At 63.7% G+C, this 16201-nt stretch carries 10 protein-coding genes; 2 read left to right on the top strand and 8 right to left on the bottom strand.

Going from position 1 to position 16201, the window contains the following annotated elements; translation table 11 throughout:
* Positions 1-87: 87 nt before the first annotated feature.
* From GAU_RS11355 to GAU_RS11340, 4 genes are read right to left on the bottom strand one after another with little or no spacing between them, the layout of a single operon-like run.
* Complete coding sequence (locus tag GAU_RS11355) at positions 88-1476, bottom strand: RagB/SusD family nutrient uptake outer membrane protein (RefSeq protein WP_012683694.1); 1389 nt, start codon at positions 1474-1476, stop codon at positions 88-90.
* A gap of 2 nt (positions 1477-1478) precedes the next feature.
* The gene (locus tag GAU_RS11350; RefSeq protein ID WP_012683693.1) at positions 1479-4463 is read right to left on the bottom strand and encodes a SusC/RagA family TonB-linked outer membrane protein; all 2985 of its coding nucleotides are present in this window, start codon (positions 4461-4463) and stop codon (positions 1479-1481) included.
* 57 nt (positions 4464-4520) lie between these two features.
* The gene (locus GAU_RS11345) at positions 4521-6422 is read right to left on the bottom strand and encodes a CocE/NonD family hydrolase (protein ID WP_052574394.1); all 1902 of its coding nucleotides are present in this window, start codon (positions 6420-6422) and stop codon (positions 4521-4523) included.
* A 31-nt stretch (positions 6423-6453) separates the two neighbouring features.
* Complete coding sequence (locus GAU_RS11340) at positions 6454-7431, bottom strand: SH3 domain-containing protein (protein WP_012683691.1); 978 nt, start codon at positions 7429-7431, stop codon at positions 6454-6456.
* Between the two features lie 164 nt (positions 7432-7595).
* Between GAU_RS11340 and GAU_RS11335 the strand changes: the two genes are divergently transcribed.
* Both GAU_RS11335 and GAU_RS11330 read left to right on the top strand, forming a co-directional pair.
* Positions 7596-8417 (top strand): carboxypeptidase-like regulatory domain-containing protein, encoded by an 822-nt coding sequence (locus GAU_RS11335; protein ID WP_012683690.1) that lies wholly within the window; start codon positions 7596-7598, stop codon positions 8415-8417.
* A 60-nt stretch (positions 8418-8477) separates the two neighbouring features.
* Positions 8478-9335 carry an endonuclease I family protein gene (locus GAU_RS11330; protein WP_012683689.1) on the top strand — a complete coding sequence of 286 codons (858 nt, stop codon included), beginning with the start codon at positions 8478-8480 and terminating at the stop codon, positions 9333-9335.
* Between the two features lie 76 nt (positions 9336-9411).
* Here the strand turns inward: GAU_RS11330 and GAU_RS11325 are convergent, their stop codons facing one another.
* The 4 genes from GAU_RS11325 to GAU_RS11310 form a co-directional block, all read right to left on the bottom strand.
* On the bottom strand, positions 9412-12765 hold the full coding sequence (locus GAU_RS11325; protein ID WP_012683688.1) for a TonB-dependent receptor: 3354 nt from the start codon (positions 12763-12765) through the stop codon (positions 9412-9414).
* Complete coding sequence (locus GAU_RS11320; protein ID WP_041265473.1) at positions 12756-13769, bottom strand: hypothetical protein; 1014 nt, start codon at positions 13767-13769, stop codon at positions 12756-12758. Before GAU_RS11320 ends, GAU_RS11325 begins: the two co-directional genes overlap by 10 nt.
* Positions 13770-13777: 8 nt before the next feature.
* Positions 13778-15691 (bottom strand): SdrD B-like domain-containing protein, encoded by a 1914-nt coding sequence (locus GAU_RS20895; protein WP_083765599.1) that lies wholly within the window; start codon positions 15689-15691, stop codon positions 13778-13780.
* A 136-nt stretch (positions 15692-15827) separates the two neighbouring features.
* Positions 15828-16187 (bottom strand): DUF1304 domain-containing protein, encoded by a 360-nt coding sequence (locus GAU_RS11310; protein WP_012683685.1) that lies wholly within the window; start codon positions 16185-16187, stop codon positions 15828-15830.
* Positions 16188-16201 lie beyond the last annotated feature (14 nt).

The following is a 16201-nucleotide window of genomic DNA, read 5'->3' as shown; positions in this document are numbered from 1 at the left end:
GCCTATCGCACCGTTCGTTCAACATGACAAAGGGCGGAGAGGTCATCGTGACCTCTCCGCCCTTTGTGGTTTGTGTGTGTTGGTCGGTTAGTTACCGGCCACGTTCACGCAACCCCGAGGCAGGGCCGTTGTCCGCTGATTGCACTCATCGATGGGAATGGGCACCAACGGAAACACCCGATGCGAAGGCAACTGCTTGCGCAGTTCGCCCAGCCGGTTGTAGCGCCGCGAGTCCACCCAGCGATGGCCGTACTCGAAGAACAGTGAATAGCGCCGATCGTACAACAGCTCGGTGATCAGGTCGCCGGCGAAATCACTCGCCAATGCCGGCAGACCACCTGAGTTGGTGCGTACGAAGTTGAGATCGGTGATGGCGGCGGCACGATTGCCGAGACCGATGTTCGCTTCGGCGCGGATGAGGATGAGCTCTTCATTCCGGATGATCGGCACCGGGGTGACGTTGGTGGGATACACCGTGGGCCGCACATTGGAGCTGATCCCCTGCGTGGTGACATTCACGGTACCTACGACGGCCTTCGATGACGCCCGCAGATCGCGTGATCCATCGGCACGATTGCGGGCTTCGGTCAGGAACTCCGGTACCGCCACCAAGGCCCGTGGTGTGGGATCGAACAGGGGATTCACCGCGTCGCCCGAGGCGGTGCTGTAGACATGGAAGATGCCCGTGTTCAACGCGGCCGCCGTGCCTGACGCCGTGCTGATGAACGATTCGTTCACCGCAGTCAGCGCGTCAGCCCAGCGCCCCCGGTACGTCTCCATGCGCGCCTTGAGGCCGCGATTCACGCGCAAGAAGGTGGGCGGAGTGTTGAAGCCGGCGAAGCCCGTGGTGAGCGTGAACGGGAACGCCGTGCCACCAGCCGCGAGGTCGGCGCGCGCTTCGTCGAACAGGGCGGCCGTCTTCGTGTAGGCTTCATCCCGCGTGATGAACGCACCCTGCTCGGCGGGATCCTTCGGCACGTCGAACACGAGACCGAAGGTGTCACGCACCCGAAGCTGGTTCACATACTCCTGCGCGATGAAGGTCTTCACGAATCCCTTCACGGCACTGCGTTGTGCGGCGGTGTAGTCCGGCACACGATCCACCACCTCGAGGATCGTGTAGGCCGTCCGCAGATTGCGATACGAGTTGGTCCAGCCTACATCCACGCCGAAGCCGCCGGGCTCCAGCGGTCCGATGAGCAGTGCCAGCACGTTGCGCGGCTCGGCGCCATCGAGGTTGATGATTTCCCGACCGAACACTCCCAGGGTGCTGGCCCAGGTGCCAGCGCCGGCGCGGGAGCCTGCCAACACACCGGCGACAGCGGTGTTCACCGTACCTGCGTCAGGGGATCCTTCGAGTTGCGACGTGTTGGGACTATTGAAGTTCGCGATGTCCGCCGCGTTGCACGCCACGGCGGAGGCACAGACGGCGGCCAGTAGCAGCGCGCGCGCCCGGCGATTGCGGATGGCGTTCATGGTCAGAAGTCCACGCTGAAGTTGAGCCAGAAGCTGCGGCTGGCGGGGTACGCGGCCAGTTCACGGTTGCGCTGGATGGCATCGGGAACGCCACCCTGTCCGAAGTTCTGGGCCTCCGGATCACCACCGCGGAACTTGGTCCACCAATACAGATTGCGACCGCTCAGCGAGAGCTTGGCCCCGCTGGCGCCGGACCACACCGACGTTGCCCACTTCTGGGGCAGATCCAACGTGATCGTCACTTCACGCAGTTTCACGAACGAAGTGGGCTGGTAGTAGATGCGCGTCACCTGCAGGTAGCTGGTGCGGCGGACTTCGCCTTCCTTGCGTCCGAGTTCGTCGAGATCGTCGTAGTCGATCGAGTTCTGGCCGAGGTCGTAGTGACGCCAGGTGCCGTTGGCGAGCATACCGCCTTTCTGTTGATCGAGCAGCGCGTACAACGACAGCCCCTTGAAGCGGACTTCGTTGCCCCATCCGGCCGTCCAGAGCGGATTGCCATCGCCCATCACCACCGGTACGACCACACGGCCACCCGATTGTGGCAGCGTGTCGTTGCCGATGAGCTGTGTGGCCGACTTGCCCTGCTCGATACGGATTGCGCCGGTCTGCGGGGCACCCAGCAGGAATGTGGGCACCGGCAGCTTGGTCACCTTGGAGCGATTGGTGCCCCAGTTCAGACGCGAGGTCCAGCCCCACGTGGGCGTCTGGATCGGGAAGGCGTTGATCGAGACTTCCGCACCCGTCACCTGCATCTCCGCGCCATTCGAGGTCTCACTGCTGAACCCCGAGGTGGGCGCCAGTGTGCGCGTGATGAGCAGATCGGAGATGTTGCGACGGAAGCCGGTCACCGTGAACGTGGCGCGGTTGCGGAGCAAGTTGAGGTCTGTACCGATCTCAAATTCCCGCTGACGCTCCGGGCGCAGATCCGACGCGGCTCGCACCGTGCCTACGCGGAACGCCCCCAGTCCACCGACGCTGGACAGATCGAGGTTGGTGAACTTCTGGCCATACAGTGGCTGGTTACCCGTTTCACCGTAGGCCACGCGCAGCTTCGCTTCGTCCACCACGCCCGGCATCAGGTTGGGGAACCGATAGGAGCTGGCGGCCTTCGGGAACAGGAAGTACTTGGCCGGATCACCGTTGTTGCTGCTGCGATCGGCACGGGCGCCAACCGTGAGCAACAACTTGTCGCGCCAGAGGGCCTCCGACTGCACGAATACACCGAAGTCTTCCACACGTAAACGCGATTCGTCTACGTCGCGCACTGTGCCGGAGGTGACCACTTCCAGACCACCGAGCAGGTTCTGTGCCGATGCGCGGGTTTGGTTGAAGTCCCGTTCTTCGAACTGCGTACCCACCTGCGAGGTCACCTTGAGTGACGAACCAATGTTCCAGCCATGCACCATGTTCAGATTCAGGTTGCGCTGAACGTTGGTGGTCTTGGAGTTCGCGCTGGTGCCCGGCAGGCCGTCCACCGGCTCGAACTGCAGGGTCGGCGGCGAGTAGATCAGGTTCGACTGGTTGAGCAGATCCACGCCACCGAACGCGATGAATTGCAGCGTGTGGTTGTTGCCCGTGATCAGGTCCGCCGTGAGCCGTGACGTGGTGATGTTGCGCCAGACACTTTCGGAATTCTCGAACTGATCGATGGTCTGCAGCGGATTCGACGGATAGAACAGGTTGACCGGCCAGGAGCCATCGGCGTTCCGGCGCAGGTCCAGGAAGCTGGGGATCTTGGTGAGCGCGTAGGCGATCGAGTTGCCGGCGTTGTCGTTGCCGAACAGGCCGCGGTCGCCGGCGTTGTTCAGCACTTCGGTGCCCACCTGCAGATTGATACGCGACGAGATGCGCTGATCGAGGTTGAGGCGCACGTTCGTCTTGCGGGCGAACGTGTTGGCCACGATGCCCTCTTCGTTGCGCCGGCTCGCCGACACGAAATAGCGCGTGTCTTCACTGCCACCGCTCACGCTGAGCGAGAGGTCGGAGTTGAGCGGATTGTTCCCATAGGCCAGCGTCTCGTAATTGAGCTGACGATTGGGATCATAGAACGGGGTGATGCCCGCACCGAATACGGCCACGGCATCGGCCAGGGTCTTGAAGTGCCGCGAATCGTTGCGATACGCCAGATCGGACGTACCAGCGCCCATACGCAACGAAAACCGGGGCTTGCCCGCCTTGCCGCGCTTGGTCGTGATGATGATGACACCACCCGACGCCTTGGAGCCGTAGATCGCGGCCGCCGCCGAACCCTTCAGCACATCGACATTTTCGATGTCATTGGGATTGAGGTCGGCGATGCGGTTGACCGGGGCTTCCTGATTGCCCACCGAGATGCTCGTGCCCGATGCGCGGGTCACCTTGTTCGTGCCCGATCCGACGGATACGTCGGAGACGATGACACCGTCGATGACGTACAATGGCTGCGCGGATCCGAGGATGGAGGAAATGCCGCGAATACGAATGCGGTTGCCGCCACCCGGCGCGCCGGTGGACTGTGAGATCTGTGCGCCGGCGATCTTGCCTTGCATGGCGTTTTCGATCGACTGGGCCGACACCTTGGTCATTTCGGCCGCGCTCACACTGGCAACATCGTTGGCCAGGTTGCGACGCGAGATACCCGTGGCCTGACCTGTCACGACCACCTGGTCGAGATTGAGGACGTCCTTCTTGAGGACGATTTCGACGGTGTTGGTGGTGGCGCCGACTGGCACGCGGGTCATCGGGTAACCCAGGCGTCGCACCACCAGGACGACGTCACCCGACGCGACACCGGCGATGGTGAATCGACCATCCTCCCGGGTGAGTGCGCCAAGGTTGGTACCTTGCACCTGCAATTGGGCGGCGGTGATGGGCGCGCGCGATCCCTCTTCGAGCACTTGGCCCGAGATGGTACGCGTCTGCGCGAGCAACGTGCTGGCCGACAACGCCAGCGCAACGAGCGCGGACGCCGTCGCGAGCAAGGCTCGGCGGGGGGAAACTGCTGTCATCGAAGGGACTCCTGCATGATGGAGGGAATCAGGGGGCGGTGCAGGGGGGCAACAGCGTTACGGCATGACAGTGAGCGAGAGGTGGGAGGCACGGGCCGCCGTGCGGTAGATGGTCATGGTGGCGGATTGGAAGTCGGAATCCTTGGCCTTGTAGATGTTGGGAACGAATCGCTGCGGGTTGCGATCGACGGCGGGATACCACGAGCTCTGCACATGCACCACGATGCGATGGCCCTTTTTGAACGTGTGCATCACGTCGTCGAGCGGCACGCGGATGGTGTCGGCCGTATTGGCCACCAGCGGCACACTGCGCGTGTAACCCTTGCGCCAGCGAGCACGCGCAACGCCGGGGCGTACAAGACGCTCATAGGCATCGAGGCGCGGTCCGCCTTCGAACTCCGGAGCGGCATCATTGGGGTATTGATCAATGACCTTCACCACAAAATCCGCGTCGGTGCCGGTGCTGGCGATGTGCAGCAGGGCCGAGAGTGGGCCGGCGACCGTCAGGTCCTCGGTGAGTACGTCCGAGCGATAGACCAGTACGTCCGGACGACGGGACGCGAAGCGCTGGTCCTCGGTGGGATATTGTGCGTTGAAACCGAAGGTCGTGCCCATCGTGTATGGCACGGGCTTCGTCGGATCACTCACGTACCGGTCGATCCCTGCCGCGCCAGCGGACTTCGGCGCTTCAAAGGCGACCCGTCCCTGTTCACGCAGGTACAGCGTGCGCTGACGCGCCTGCTTGGGCGGCCACGCTTCGAATCGCTTCCACTGATTGGTGCCGGCCTCGAACATCAGCGCTCCGCCGAACTGAAAGTTTCCGCAGTCATCCTTGAGAAGACAGCGGAAAGCAGGCATACCGATGGAATCGCGGAAGAACTTCCCGGTCGGACTGCCATTGGTGAATGCACCGAACGTCGGGAAGTCGGCACGGTTCCAGCCGCCGTGTGACCACGGCCCGACCACGAACATCTGCTTGGTGCTCCGGCTGTCGGCCTGCATGCTCTGATTCAGCCGCAGCATGCCATACGGGTCTTCCACGTCGTACCACCCACCGACCAGCAGCACGGCGGGGGTGATGTTCTTGGCGTGCTTCCAGATGGCGCGGGCCTGCCAGAATGCGTCGTAGTCGGCGTGGACGGTGATGGAGTCCCAGAACGCGACGCGGTTCTGCAGCGGACCGGGGCCGTAGTTGGAGAAGGCGCCCATGGCGAGGTGCCAGGCATAGCCATCCGTTGTGCCCGACGCTGGACCGGCGGGATACTGGGTGATCAGTCCGTTGCGCGGCTGGTCGAAGTTGCGCATGAAGTTGTAGGTCTGCGACAGCTTGAACAGACCATTCATGTGGCGGTCATCGCCCATCCACCAGTCCACCATCGGCGCCGATGGATACGCAAACTTGTGGGCTGGATGTGCGTCGATCATGCCTGCGGTCACGAAGAAGCCGGGTGCCGAGTTGCCCCAGGTGCCAACACGACCATTGTGATGGTGGACGTTCTTCAGAATCCACTCGATCGTGTCGTACGTGTCCGTGGATTCATCCACATCGCCGGTCTTGCGATTGGGTCCGCGATTCGGTGTCATGAACTGGTGATAGCCTTCGCTCATGTAGCGACCACGTACATCCTGGTTCACGAAGATCCAACCTTCCTTGTCGATGTCGGGGAAGGGGCCGAGCTGTGCCGGATACGCCGTGGCCCCATAGGGAGCCACACTGTACGGCGTGCGCATGAGCAGGATCGGGACCGCCTTGCTGCTGTCCCGTGGCACATAGATGGCTGTGAACAGCTTGGTACCATCCCGCATCGGGATACTCACTTCACGTTTGACGTACTGGGCCGTCAACCGGGCGACACCCGCCTGGTCGGGGGCGGGGCGGGCGTTCTGAGCCTTGGCCACCGTGGACGCCGTGGCCAGCAACAGGGCCAGACCGGCCATGCGCAAACGAGGGTCGAACATGTTCACTCCAGTGAGGGAAATGACCTGCGTGTCAGGCGAATGTGAGATGGGACGCTGCGACCCAGCGGGATTCCTGTCCGATGCGACACCATCCGTCGCGTCGCTCATGGACAAACACTTCCTGGCTGCGCGCGAGTGCGGCGAGTTTGTCGAACTGCGTTCCCGGGCCGCTGCGCACGTTGAGCACATCGGCATTGACCGTCGCACGGTCGACCAGTTGGACGTACCGGGTGCTCACCCATTCCTCGTTGGTGGCCGAGAGGCGATACCAGCCGTCGCGCTCATCGTGGATGCGCAGGATGGCGCCGAGCCGCACGATGTTGCTGCGCGCAGCATTGGCGGCCGGTGCGGCGCGCACGTTCAAGGTGTCGGCTTTCACGACGCCATAGCGCACCGTGGAGGGAAGCGGGGCTGGCGGCTGGCCACCAAGTTGCTGACGGACGAGCGGCAGAAAACTGTTCTGCGCGTGCTGCACGGTATTGCCGCCGAAGAACGCGGTGCCGGGGCAGGTCTTGGTGGTGCCGGTGCCGTTGGTGCGCGCCCCGGTGTCGAGATCGAACCAGTGATGATAGACCACACGGTCGGTATTCACCGGAATCGCGAAGCGGCGGCAGATGCTGGCCGTCATGCCAACGATCGCCGAACGGTGCGATGGAGACATGGTGTCGCTGCCCGCGTCGAAATTGCCGATGTGCTCAATGCAGATGGCGTGCGCGTTTTGCCCCTTGATGCACGCCGGCACCAGTTCGAGCGATCGGCCGGTCATGATGGAGCCGTCGGGGAAGCTGGTAAAGTGCTGCCCGATGTCGGCCCAACCATTGTTGGTGACATGGTGGTACTTCATGCCCTGCTGCAGTTCAAAGTGATTCGCGCCGCTGAACTGCCGATAGCTGGGCGACCAGGTGTGGTGTTGCTGCAGCGTGAGCACGGTACGACCCACGCGTTGCTGCGTGAGCCAGTGCTCGAATTCCTGAAGGCTCAGCAGCGTGAAGCCGTGACGTGTCTGCACGGGAGGGGGGCCGGATCGGGTGGCGGAAGGCGCAGAAGAATTGGACTGCGCGACAGGCCCATCATGCTGCACGCATGCCAGCCCTGTCCAGCAGCAGATGCGGGCTGCTGGTGTGCCAGGCCGAGTTCGCTGGCCTGGCACACGAGTTGGGGGCACCTTTGACTATGTGCCTCCCGATCCGTCTGCTGGCCACCGTCATGCTGATGTGGACGTTCACGGCCATCGCGCAGGCGAACGCTGAGACTGGACAAGGGGCGGCCGTGCAGGGCACGATCTCCGATTCGACAGGACGCCCACTGCCGAACGTGACGGTGTTGCTGGAGCCCGGCGGTCGCCGAACCACCTCCTCGCCAACCGGCAGCTTCCTGTTCCCCGGTCTGCGGGGCGGTCAGTACACACTCACACTGCGGTTAGTTGGACATCGCCAGCGCGTGGATGTCATCGTGGTGCCACCGACGGGGACGACCCGCGTTCGGATGCAGCTCGAACGTCTGCCGCAGGTGTTGGACGCGGTGCGTGTGGTCGATCAGAACACCTGTGCCATCACCAGTCTCGATGGATTCGAGTGCCGGCGTCGGGCCGGCATCGGGCACTTCCGCGATGCCGGCGAGCTGCGCAGCATGCGTCCGCAGTATTGGGCCGACATGCTCGATGGCATGCCGGGCATTCGTCGTATTCCCCGGAACGGACGGTATGGCCACGACCTGCGGGCAGGCGTGGAGCCCAGTCGCTGTCTGGTGGAGCTCTGGAACGGGCAGCCGCGTCTTGAAGCCACAGATGACGATGGCGTCACGTTCTATCCGGACGAACTCTGGCTGCCCAATGATGTCGTCGCCATCGAGTACTACGACGAGCCCGCAAAGATTCCCACGCGCTACAAGCCGCTGGCGTGGCCCGTGCTCGCGCCGGAGTCGTGTCGCCTGCTTATCTACTGGATGCGTGGCGCGGCGCCCGCTCTTCGAGACACGACGCAGAACACCCGCTGACGGTCGCAGATCACCATCTCGGGATAGGCAGACGCGCGAGCGCACCGCCATCATTCTTGCATGACGCACTTGTTCAGCCCACGTGCCCGGGGGGCCGTCGCACGGATGGCCACACCGTTCGCGATCGCGCTCCTGGCTGCCTGTGGCGGTGGTGGCACGAGCACCGCCCCGCCTCCAACCAACACCTGCCGTACGGAACCACCCGCAGCGCAGGCGTCCTACTACGCGCCCGCCAGGAGCCGTTGTGATGCCGCACTGCTCACCAGCATCCAGCAACTGGTGCGAGGGCAGCGCACGCTGGGCTACACGTCGGCACGAGACTCCCTCTATGCCTTTGTGGATCGAGGCACGCGTCCGTGGATCATTGATCTCTACACGGGCCGGCAAGCGGTGGGCGTGACCACACGGGCCACCGCGGCGCAGAACAGTATCAACACCGAGCACACCTGGCCCCGTAGCCGCGGGGCCGAAGTGGATCCCGCCCTGAGCGACCTCCACCATCTCTTCAGCTCCGACTCGGCCGCCAATGAACGGCGGTCCAACTACCCGTTTGGCCTCGTACGCGGCACCGTGCTGTGGACAGGGCCCGTGTCGGGCAGCGGAGACATGAGCCGGCTCGGCTATGCGAGTGGCAACAGCGGACAAATCGTGTTCGAACCGCGAGCCAGTGTGCGCGGGGACATCGCGCGTGGGTTGCTCTACTTCTACATCCGCTATGGAGCCGACCGGCCCAGTGGGTTCAGCCTCACCAACTTCGCACAGGAACGCGACCTGCTCATCGCCTGGGCACGTGAAGATGCCGTGGATGCCTGGGAGCGCGGACGCAATGATGCCATTCAACGCGCACAAGGCAACCGGAATCCGTTCATCGACTGGCCCGAGTTGCTCGACTTGCTGCCCACCCTACCACTCAGTTGACGGCGCGAGCACGACAAAAAAGCGGGGCGCCATGTCTTTGGCGCCCCGCTTTCTTGTTCACCTGCTGCGCTCGAGATCAGAGGGTGTAGCGAATGCCCACCTGCATGCTGAACTGCAGCAGTAGGTTGGTGCCGAGTGGTGTCTTGTCGCCGAAGAAGTCGGTCAGGTTGTAGCGGATCGTCTGACCTGAGGCGTCGTACGACACCGGCACCATCAGGTTACGCCGCGCGGCCGACACGGACTGATAGCGGCCCCAGCTCGAGTTGAGCCCATTGAGCACGTTGAAGAAGTCGATCGACAACTCCGCGTGCTGACCGGCCCGCGTGGGAATGCGATTGCGCAGCGACAGGTCCAGGCGGTTGAACCACGGCTGACGGCAGGTGTTGCGGGGGATGATCTGCCCAACGTAGTCACCCACGCACTTGTTGTCGTTCAGATAGCCGCGATAGATCTCGCGCTGCGCGGCCACATACTCTGCCTGCGCCGCCGTGCTCGTCACGTTGGTCGGGATCGCCACCGGGAAGTCCTCCGGGGCATAGATGAACGGGCGATCGTTGAACGTCAGTCCGTCGCCGTTCAGATCACCACCTTGCTCAGGACCCCACGGCGTGCCGCTCTGCATACGGAAAATGCCGCTCAGGCGGAAGCCCAATGGCAGCTTCGTGAAGCCGGAGAGGATCACCGTGTGGTTGCGCACGAAGCCCGAGGGACCCCATGCCTTGTCCGTCGCGCCGATGCCGCCGATGTCATTCGGGCCAGCCGCACCCACACGCGTTTCACTCCACCCCGCAAACGACGTGCAGCACGAGAACGATCCGTTATCGTCGGCCGTGGTCCACGTATACGATGCGCGAAGTGATGATTCCTGCGCGAAACGATGATCGAGGTTGAACGTGACCGACTGCGACCGGGAGCGGCCGTCGTAGAAGTTCTGGAACAGGTTGCCGAAGTCGGTGTTGAGCAGACGTTCATTGCCCGCGGCGGCATTCGGACGGAATGCGCCAGCCGGCACGTATACCTGACGGCCACCTTCATTGGCCAGTGAGAACAACGGCGCACGCAGGTTGGTGTTGCGCACCGTGTACAGGTTCGACGTGAACTGGTACAGGTAGTCTGCCGAAAAGCGCGTCTTGCGTCCCAGTTCCCGCTCGTAGCCAACGTTGCCGCGGTACGTCTCGGGGATCTGGAAACCCTGCGTCCAGAACGAGTACTCGGGAATGCCACCGATACCCGCTGAGCCGGCGCAGTTGAACGGATTGTTGTCACCGTTCGCTGCCCAGTCCCGATAGCCCGTCACCGATGGCGGGGCGTTGGCGTCGCCATCCGCAGCGCTGCCGGTGCACGCGAGGTTCTGCAGCGGCACATCGGTGATGCCCACGTTGGAACCCAGGACGGCTGGCAGTCGGCCGTAGAACAGGCCGCCGCCAGCACGCCACACTTCGCTCGCATCGCCCTTGCGATCCCAGGCCAGCGCGAGGCGCGGGGAGATGTTGTTCTTGTCGATCGGCGCGACGCCAGTCTGGATGCCAAAGGCACGCTCGGCGTCGATCACGCGACCCGGTGCATCACCAAAACGCGAGAGGTCATACCGCACACCGAGCGTGGCCAGCAGGCGGGGCGTGAGGCGTATCTGGTCCTGCGCGTACACCGAGTATTCGTAGGTGTCGAACACGGCACGCGGCACCTGACCGTCCGAACGCACATTGCGCGTGTACTGCAGCGGTCGGAACGCTTCGAGGGCGGCCAGGTTGTCGAACGTATAGAAGCCCGAGCCCTGGTTCCAGAAGTCGTTCTCGTAGTGCGTGATGATGTTGTTGGTGCCGAACTTGATCGTGTGGCGCCCCAGGTCGATCGTGGTGTTGTTCACGATCTGGAACTTGTCCTCGACCAGGTTGTTGCGGAACGCCAGGTTGTTGCCGCCCCAGGCGTAGGCCGTGCCGGGGATGACATTGTTCACGCGCAGTTGCGGCTTGAGGTCGGCACCCACACGCGGACGTTCCTCGGCCGAATACTGGAAGCGCAGCACATTGGCCGTGCGATCGCCCAGCGTGCTGTTGAGTTCACCCACCAGCGAGTTGCTGCTGTTCTTGAACGCTTCCGTCTGCGAGAGACCGCCGAGCGCGGTACCGGCGAACGTCTCGTTGGCGTTGTCGTAGCTGGACCAGCTATTGCGCAGCGAAAAACGGTGCGCGTTGTTGATGTTCCAGTCCATGCGTGCGAACACGGTCAACACGTCATTGCGGGTGGCAAACTCGTTGTACGAACCCGCCGGATCGTCGATGCCGTAGCGGCTGTTCAGGATATTGAAGAACCGGCCCAGCGAATCGGCGGTCTGCCGTGCACGCAGTGCCTGGCTGCGCAGTGTCGCCGCCTCGGCGGGTGTGCCGGCCGCATTGGCCTGTGCCTCGAGATTGCCGGCCTGCGTGAGCAGCGCCGAGGGGCCGTTGGGCACATACGGCTCACGACGACGCTGACCGTCCACCGACACCAGCCAGAACAGCTTGTCCTTCACCAGCGGTCCTTCTGCCTGGAACGCGTACTGCTGGACGTTGAAGTTGTTGATGGCCGTGCCATCGAAGTTCTTCGCCGTCAGCGCGTCGCCGCGATAGTTGCCGTACACCGTCGCCTTCCGGCGATTGGTGCCGCCCTTGGAGATGATGTTGATGATACCGCCGGCATAGTTGCCGTACTCCACATCGAAGCCGTTGGTGATGATCTGGAACTCCTTCACCGACTCGATCGAGAAGTTGAACGGAATGCGGCTGCCACCACGGTTTTCACCGAAGAAGCTGTTGTTGGCATCCACACCATCGAGCTGCACGTTGGTCTGGGACGGCCGGGCGCCCGCGATGGAGAACTGGCCACCGGTGGTGGTTTCCGGTGTCGGGCTCACCAGACCGGACAGATTGATGAAGTCCGTGAAATCACGGCCCAGCGTGGGGAGATTCTGGATTTCTTCCTGCGAGACGGCCTGCTTCACGCCGCCATCGGCCACGTCCACGCGCTGCGCCCCGCGCACCTGGACGGTACCAAGCTGTGTCGCGGCGTCGGCGAGCGAGAAGTTGACCGGTGTGGTGGAGCCCACGCTCACCCGGATGTCTGTCTTTTCCTGCTGTTGGCTGCCAAGACGACGCACGGTCACACGATATGTGCCCGACGGCAGCAGGCGTACGACATAGGCCCCGTCTTCACCGGCCACGGCATTGCGGACCAGGCCCGTTTCGGTGTTGGTGGCCGTGATGGTGGCGCCCGTGAGTGGCTTGCTGTCGGCGCCGGTCACGGTGCCGCGGATGGACCCGGTCGTTTCCTGCGCCAGCAGCATCGGTGTCGACAGCCCCCCGTGCGCATAGGACAGAGCAGGGACAGCCGGTGCCAACACGCTCAGTGCGAGTGCACCGAGCAGCGTGGTACGGGGGAGATTTACGAGCACGAGACCTCCGTCACGTCAAGCGGGCCACGCGGCTGGAGCTGCGTCGCATTGTTGAAGAATCCGACAATACCGGTGATGTCGTAGCAGCGACCCGTCACGAAGCGCGTCGTGCCGATCGTGGTGGCCGCATTGCCATCGAGGCGGACCTGTGCAGCTCCACTGCCATCATCAAAGGGGGCGTTGCCGCTGGCAAACGTGCCCACGGTGACACGACGCACGCGGACCAGTCGACCCACATTCGGCGCCAGTCCGTTCGTGGTCGCCGCGAGTTGGGCCGTCGTGAGCAGAAGCGGATCAGGGATCTCGGCGCCGCGCTTGATGTTCGGTGCCACACGCGGCGACGTGATCTGCAACTGGGTGTTGAACACCGCCATTACGCCCGTGACCTCGATGCTGTCGCCTTCCTGAAGCGCCAGCGCTGCCGGCACGCCGAACACCTGGATGCCACCGGTGAGATCCTGCATGTAGAGGTTGTCGTTGGCCGTACGGTAGCGGCCCGGTTGCGCGGTCACGACGCCGGCGATGGTCACACTCGCACCGGTTGCCACGAGCTTTGCGGCGCTGATGCGCACCACGCAGCCGAACTTGAGCGGCGTTTGCACGAACGTGGCTTCGTTGCGGTACACACTTGGCGCTGCGCCACACCAGATGAAGTTGCTGGCAATCATCTCGGCGCTGCGCACCACGTCCAGATCGTGTGTGCCGACGGGCACGCTGATCTCATAGCGGCCATTGGCCCCCGTCGTACCCGATCCGACAACGCGCGTCGTGCCGCGATCGAGCAGACGCACCGTGACGCCGTTCATCGCCGAATCACCGGCCGTTGGCGTGTAGACGTTGTTGTTGTCGCGATCGAAGAACAGGATGCCCGACACCTTACCGGTGGCTTCGATAGCGGTCACCGGCTCCGGATCATCGATGCAGGCGCCCATACCCATGGCGCCCGCGAGCAGCGTCAACACGCTCACCGAGCGCCGCGTCGTGAAAAACGTTCGAAAGTTCATGGAAAGGCTCATGGCGTCACGTCACTCGCGAAGCGCGGCTTGATCTGCGCGGTGCCGTTGAACTGCGTGAGAATGCCGGTCACGGTGTACGTGGATCCGACGGTGAAGTTGGCGCGGGTGAGTCCCTGCAGCGGACCACCCACACGCACCTGCATGGACACGCCGCTGACGGTACCGGTCACGGTGAACGCGGTGGCCGTACCGGTCGCGATGGTGGTGACGGTGAAGCCGCTCATGCGGATCAACTGACCGTCACGGGCCAACGACGCGGCTTCCGTGCCGGTCACCGTCACCGGTGCGATCACCGAGCCATTGCCCGTGCGAGCGATGGTCGGCGTGCCCAGTTGCAACTGGGCGCTGAACAGACTGCGGCTGCCGGTCACTTCCACCGTGTTGCCCAGCTTGAGCGTGGCGCTGTCGGCGGTCGGGACGCTGAACACCGCGATCCCGCCAGTGGCGTCCTGCACCCAGATCTCGGAGTTGATGTTGTTCGTGCCGCTGGTGAAGGCACCTGGCGGCGCCGTGATGCGACCGGCCACGGTGTAGTTGGTGCCGTTCGCACCGGAAGCACGCACGGTGCCGATGGGGGTGATGGCGGCACCAAGCTCGAGATCACCCACATCGCGGATCTTGAGCTGTGCGATGGCGTTGAAGCGTGTGAGCACGCCCGTCACGTTGTACCGGTTCCCGACCGTGAAGCTGGCACGGGAAAGGCCTGTGGCCACACCGGCGATGCGCAGTTGCAGCGTGTCTCCTGCCGCATCGGTGGCCAGCACCGTGAAGGCTGCGCCAGTGCCCGTCGGGATGGACACGACGGTGAGATTCGGAACGCGCACCAACTGGCCATCTCGTGTGAGTGCATTGGCCTGTGCGGCGCTCTGCGCGGCCGGCACGACCTGTGTACCCGCGCCGAGGTTGCGAATACGCGAGATGGTGATCTGCGACTGGGCGCTGAACACACTGCGCACGCCCGTGATTTCGAGACGATCGCCGAGACGGTACTGCGCACTGTCGGCGTTGGGCACCGAGAAGGCCGCAATGCCACCCGTCGCGTCCTGCACCCAGATCTCCGAATTCGCGCCAGAGGCAAACGGCCCTGGGCGCACCACCAGATTGCCCACTACCGCGACCGATGTACCCACAGCGCGGGCACGCGCGTCGGCGATCGGTACAATGAGGGCGCCGGTGAAGATCCCGTTCACCGTACCGGTCGCGCCGGCAGCAACAGTCACCGTGCGTGTCGCGCCGTCCGCGTAGGTAATGGTGGCCGGATTCTCGAGTGCCACCGTGTACGCACCCGGGGCGAGGAAGCGGAACGCGTACAGCCCCTGCGCATCGGCCAGGAGCGAATCCACACGCGTAGTGCCACGTCGCAGCACCACGTACAACCCGTCACCCGGTGTGTCGCCCGTATTGAACGCACCATTGCCGTCGTCGTCGCGGAAGATGCGGCCACTCACGGTGGCAGGCAGCCATCCGTAGCGGACGTCATCGGCCCGCACCTGACCCGTGGCACTGATCACCACACGCGGCACGGTGGTGGTGGCAAGCACGGCACCCGCGGGAGCAGTGGTGGGCAGCGTCACCGTGTAAGAACCGGGCGCAACCTGCGGAAACGTGGCGAGTCCGCCGGCTACCGACGTGGCCGAGGCGGCCGATCCACTGGCGGCTTCCACTGGCGCCAGGGAGAGCGCTACGCCGGCCAGGCCACTGTCTGCGGCGGAGAAATCACCGGAGTTGTCGCGGTCCACATACACACGAATGGCGACATCGGCGGACTTGCCAGATGGCGCCACGGCTTCGTCACAGGCGGCGAGGCCCAGCGTCGCAGCGCCGAACAGCACACCGCAGGCGAGGGCACGCGTACGATCCCTTCGGCGGGATGTGGGCCCCGCCAATGCGGGAATAATGGGGGCGGTCATACAGGGTATGGAGAGAACTTTGTGGGGCGCTGCGCCAGCCTTCCACACAGCGCGACTTCAGCAATGGAGTGCAATATGACTTCGGGGCCGTCCCTGGGCAGCCGAAGATTCCAACGAGCTGGTCTGTGACGAGTCGTCAGCGAGCGGTGAGGACCAGGAGCAGCGCCACGATGGCTGGGACCGCCTGCACGTACAGGATTTTCCGATTGGCGGTAAAGGCACCATAGAGCCCCGCCACCGTCACACAGCCAAGGAAAAAGACCGTGACCATCCGGCCAGAAGCACCGAGACTGAGCCCCCAGACCAGGCCGGCGCACAGAAATCCATTGTACAGACCTTGATTGGCGGCCAGCACCTTGGTGGCCTCGGCGAATTCCGGCGTCAACCCGAATGCCTTCCGGCCTCGCGGTGTGGTCCAGAGAAACATCTCCAGCACGAGGATGTAGAGATGGATCAGCGCAACGAACGCGGTCGCGATTTGGCTCGCCAGCACCATGATGGGCCTACGGA

This window comes from Gemmatimonas aurantiaca T-27, from assembly GCF_000010305.1.
In the GTDB taxonomy this organism is placed as follows: Bacteria; Gemmatimonadota; Gemmatimonadetes; order Gemmatimonadales; family Gemmatimonadaceae; genus Gemmatimonas; species Gemmatimonas aurantiaca.
The sequence above is the reverse complement of the archived record's forward strand: the minus strand, read 5'-3'. Positions and strand labels throughout refer to the sequence as shown.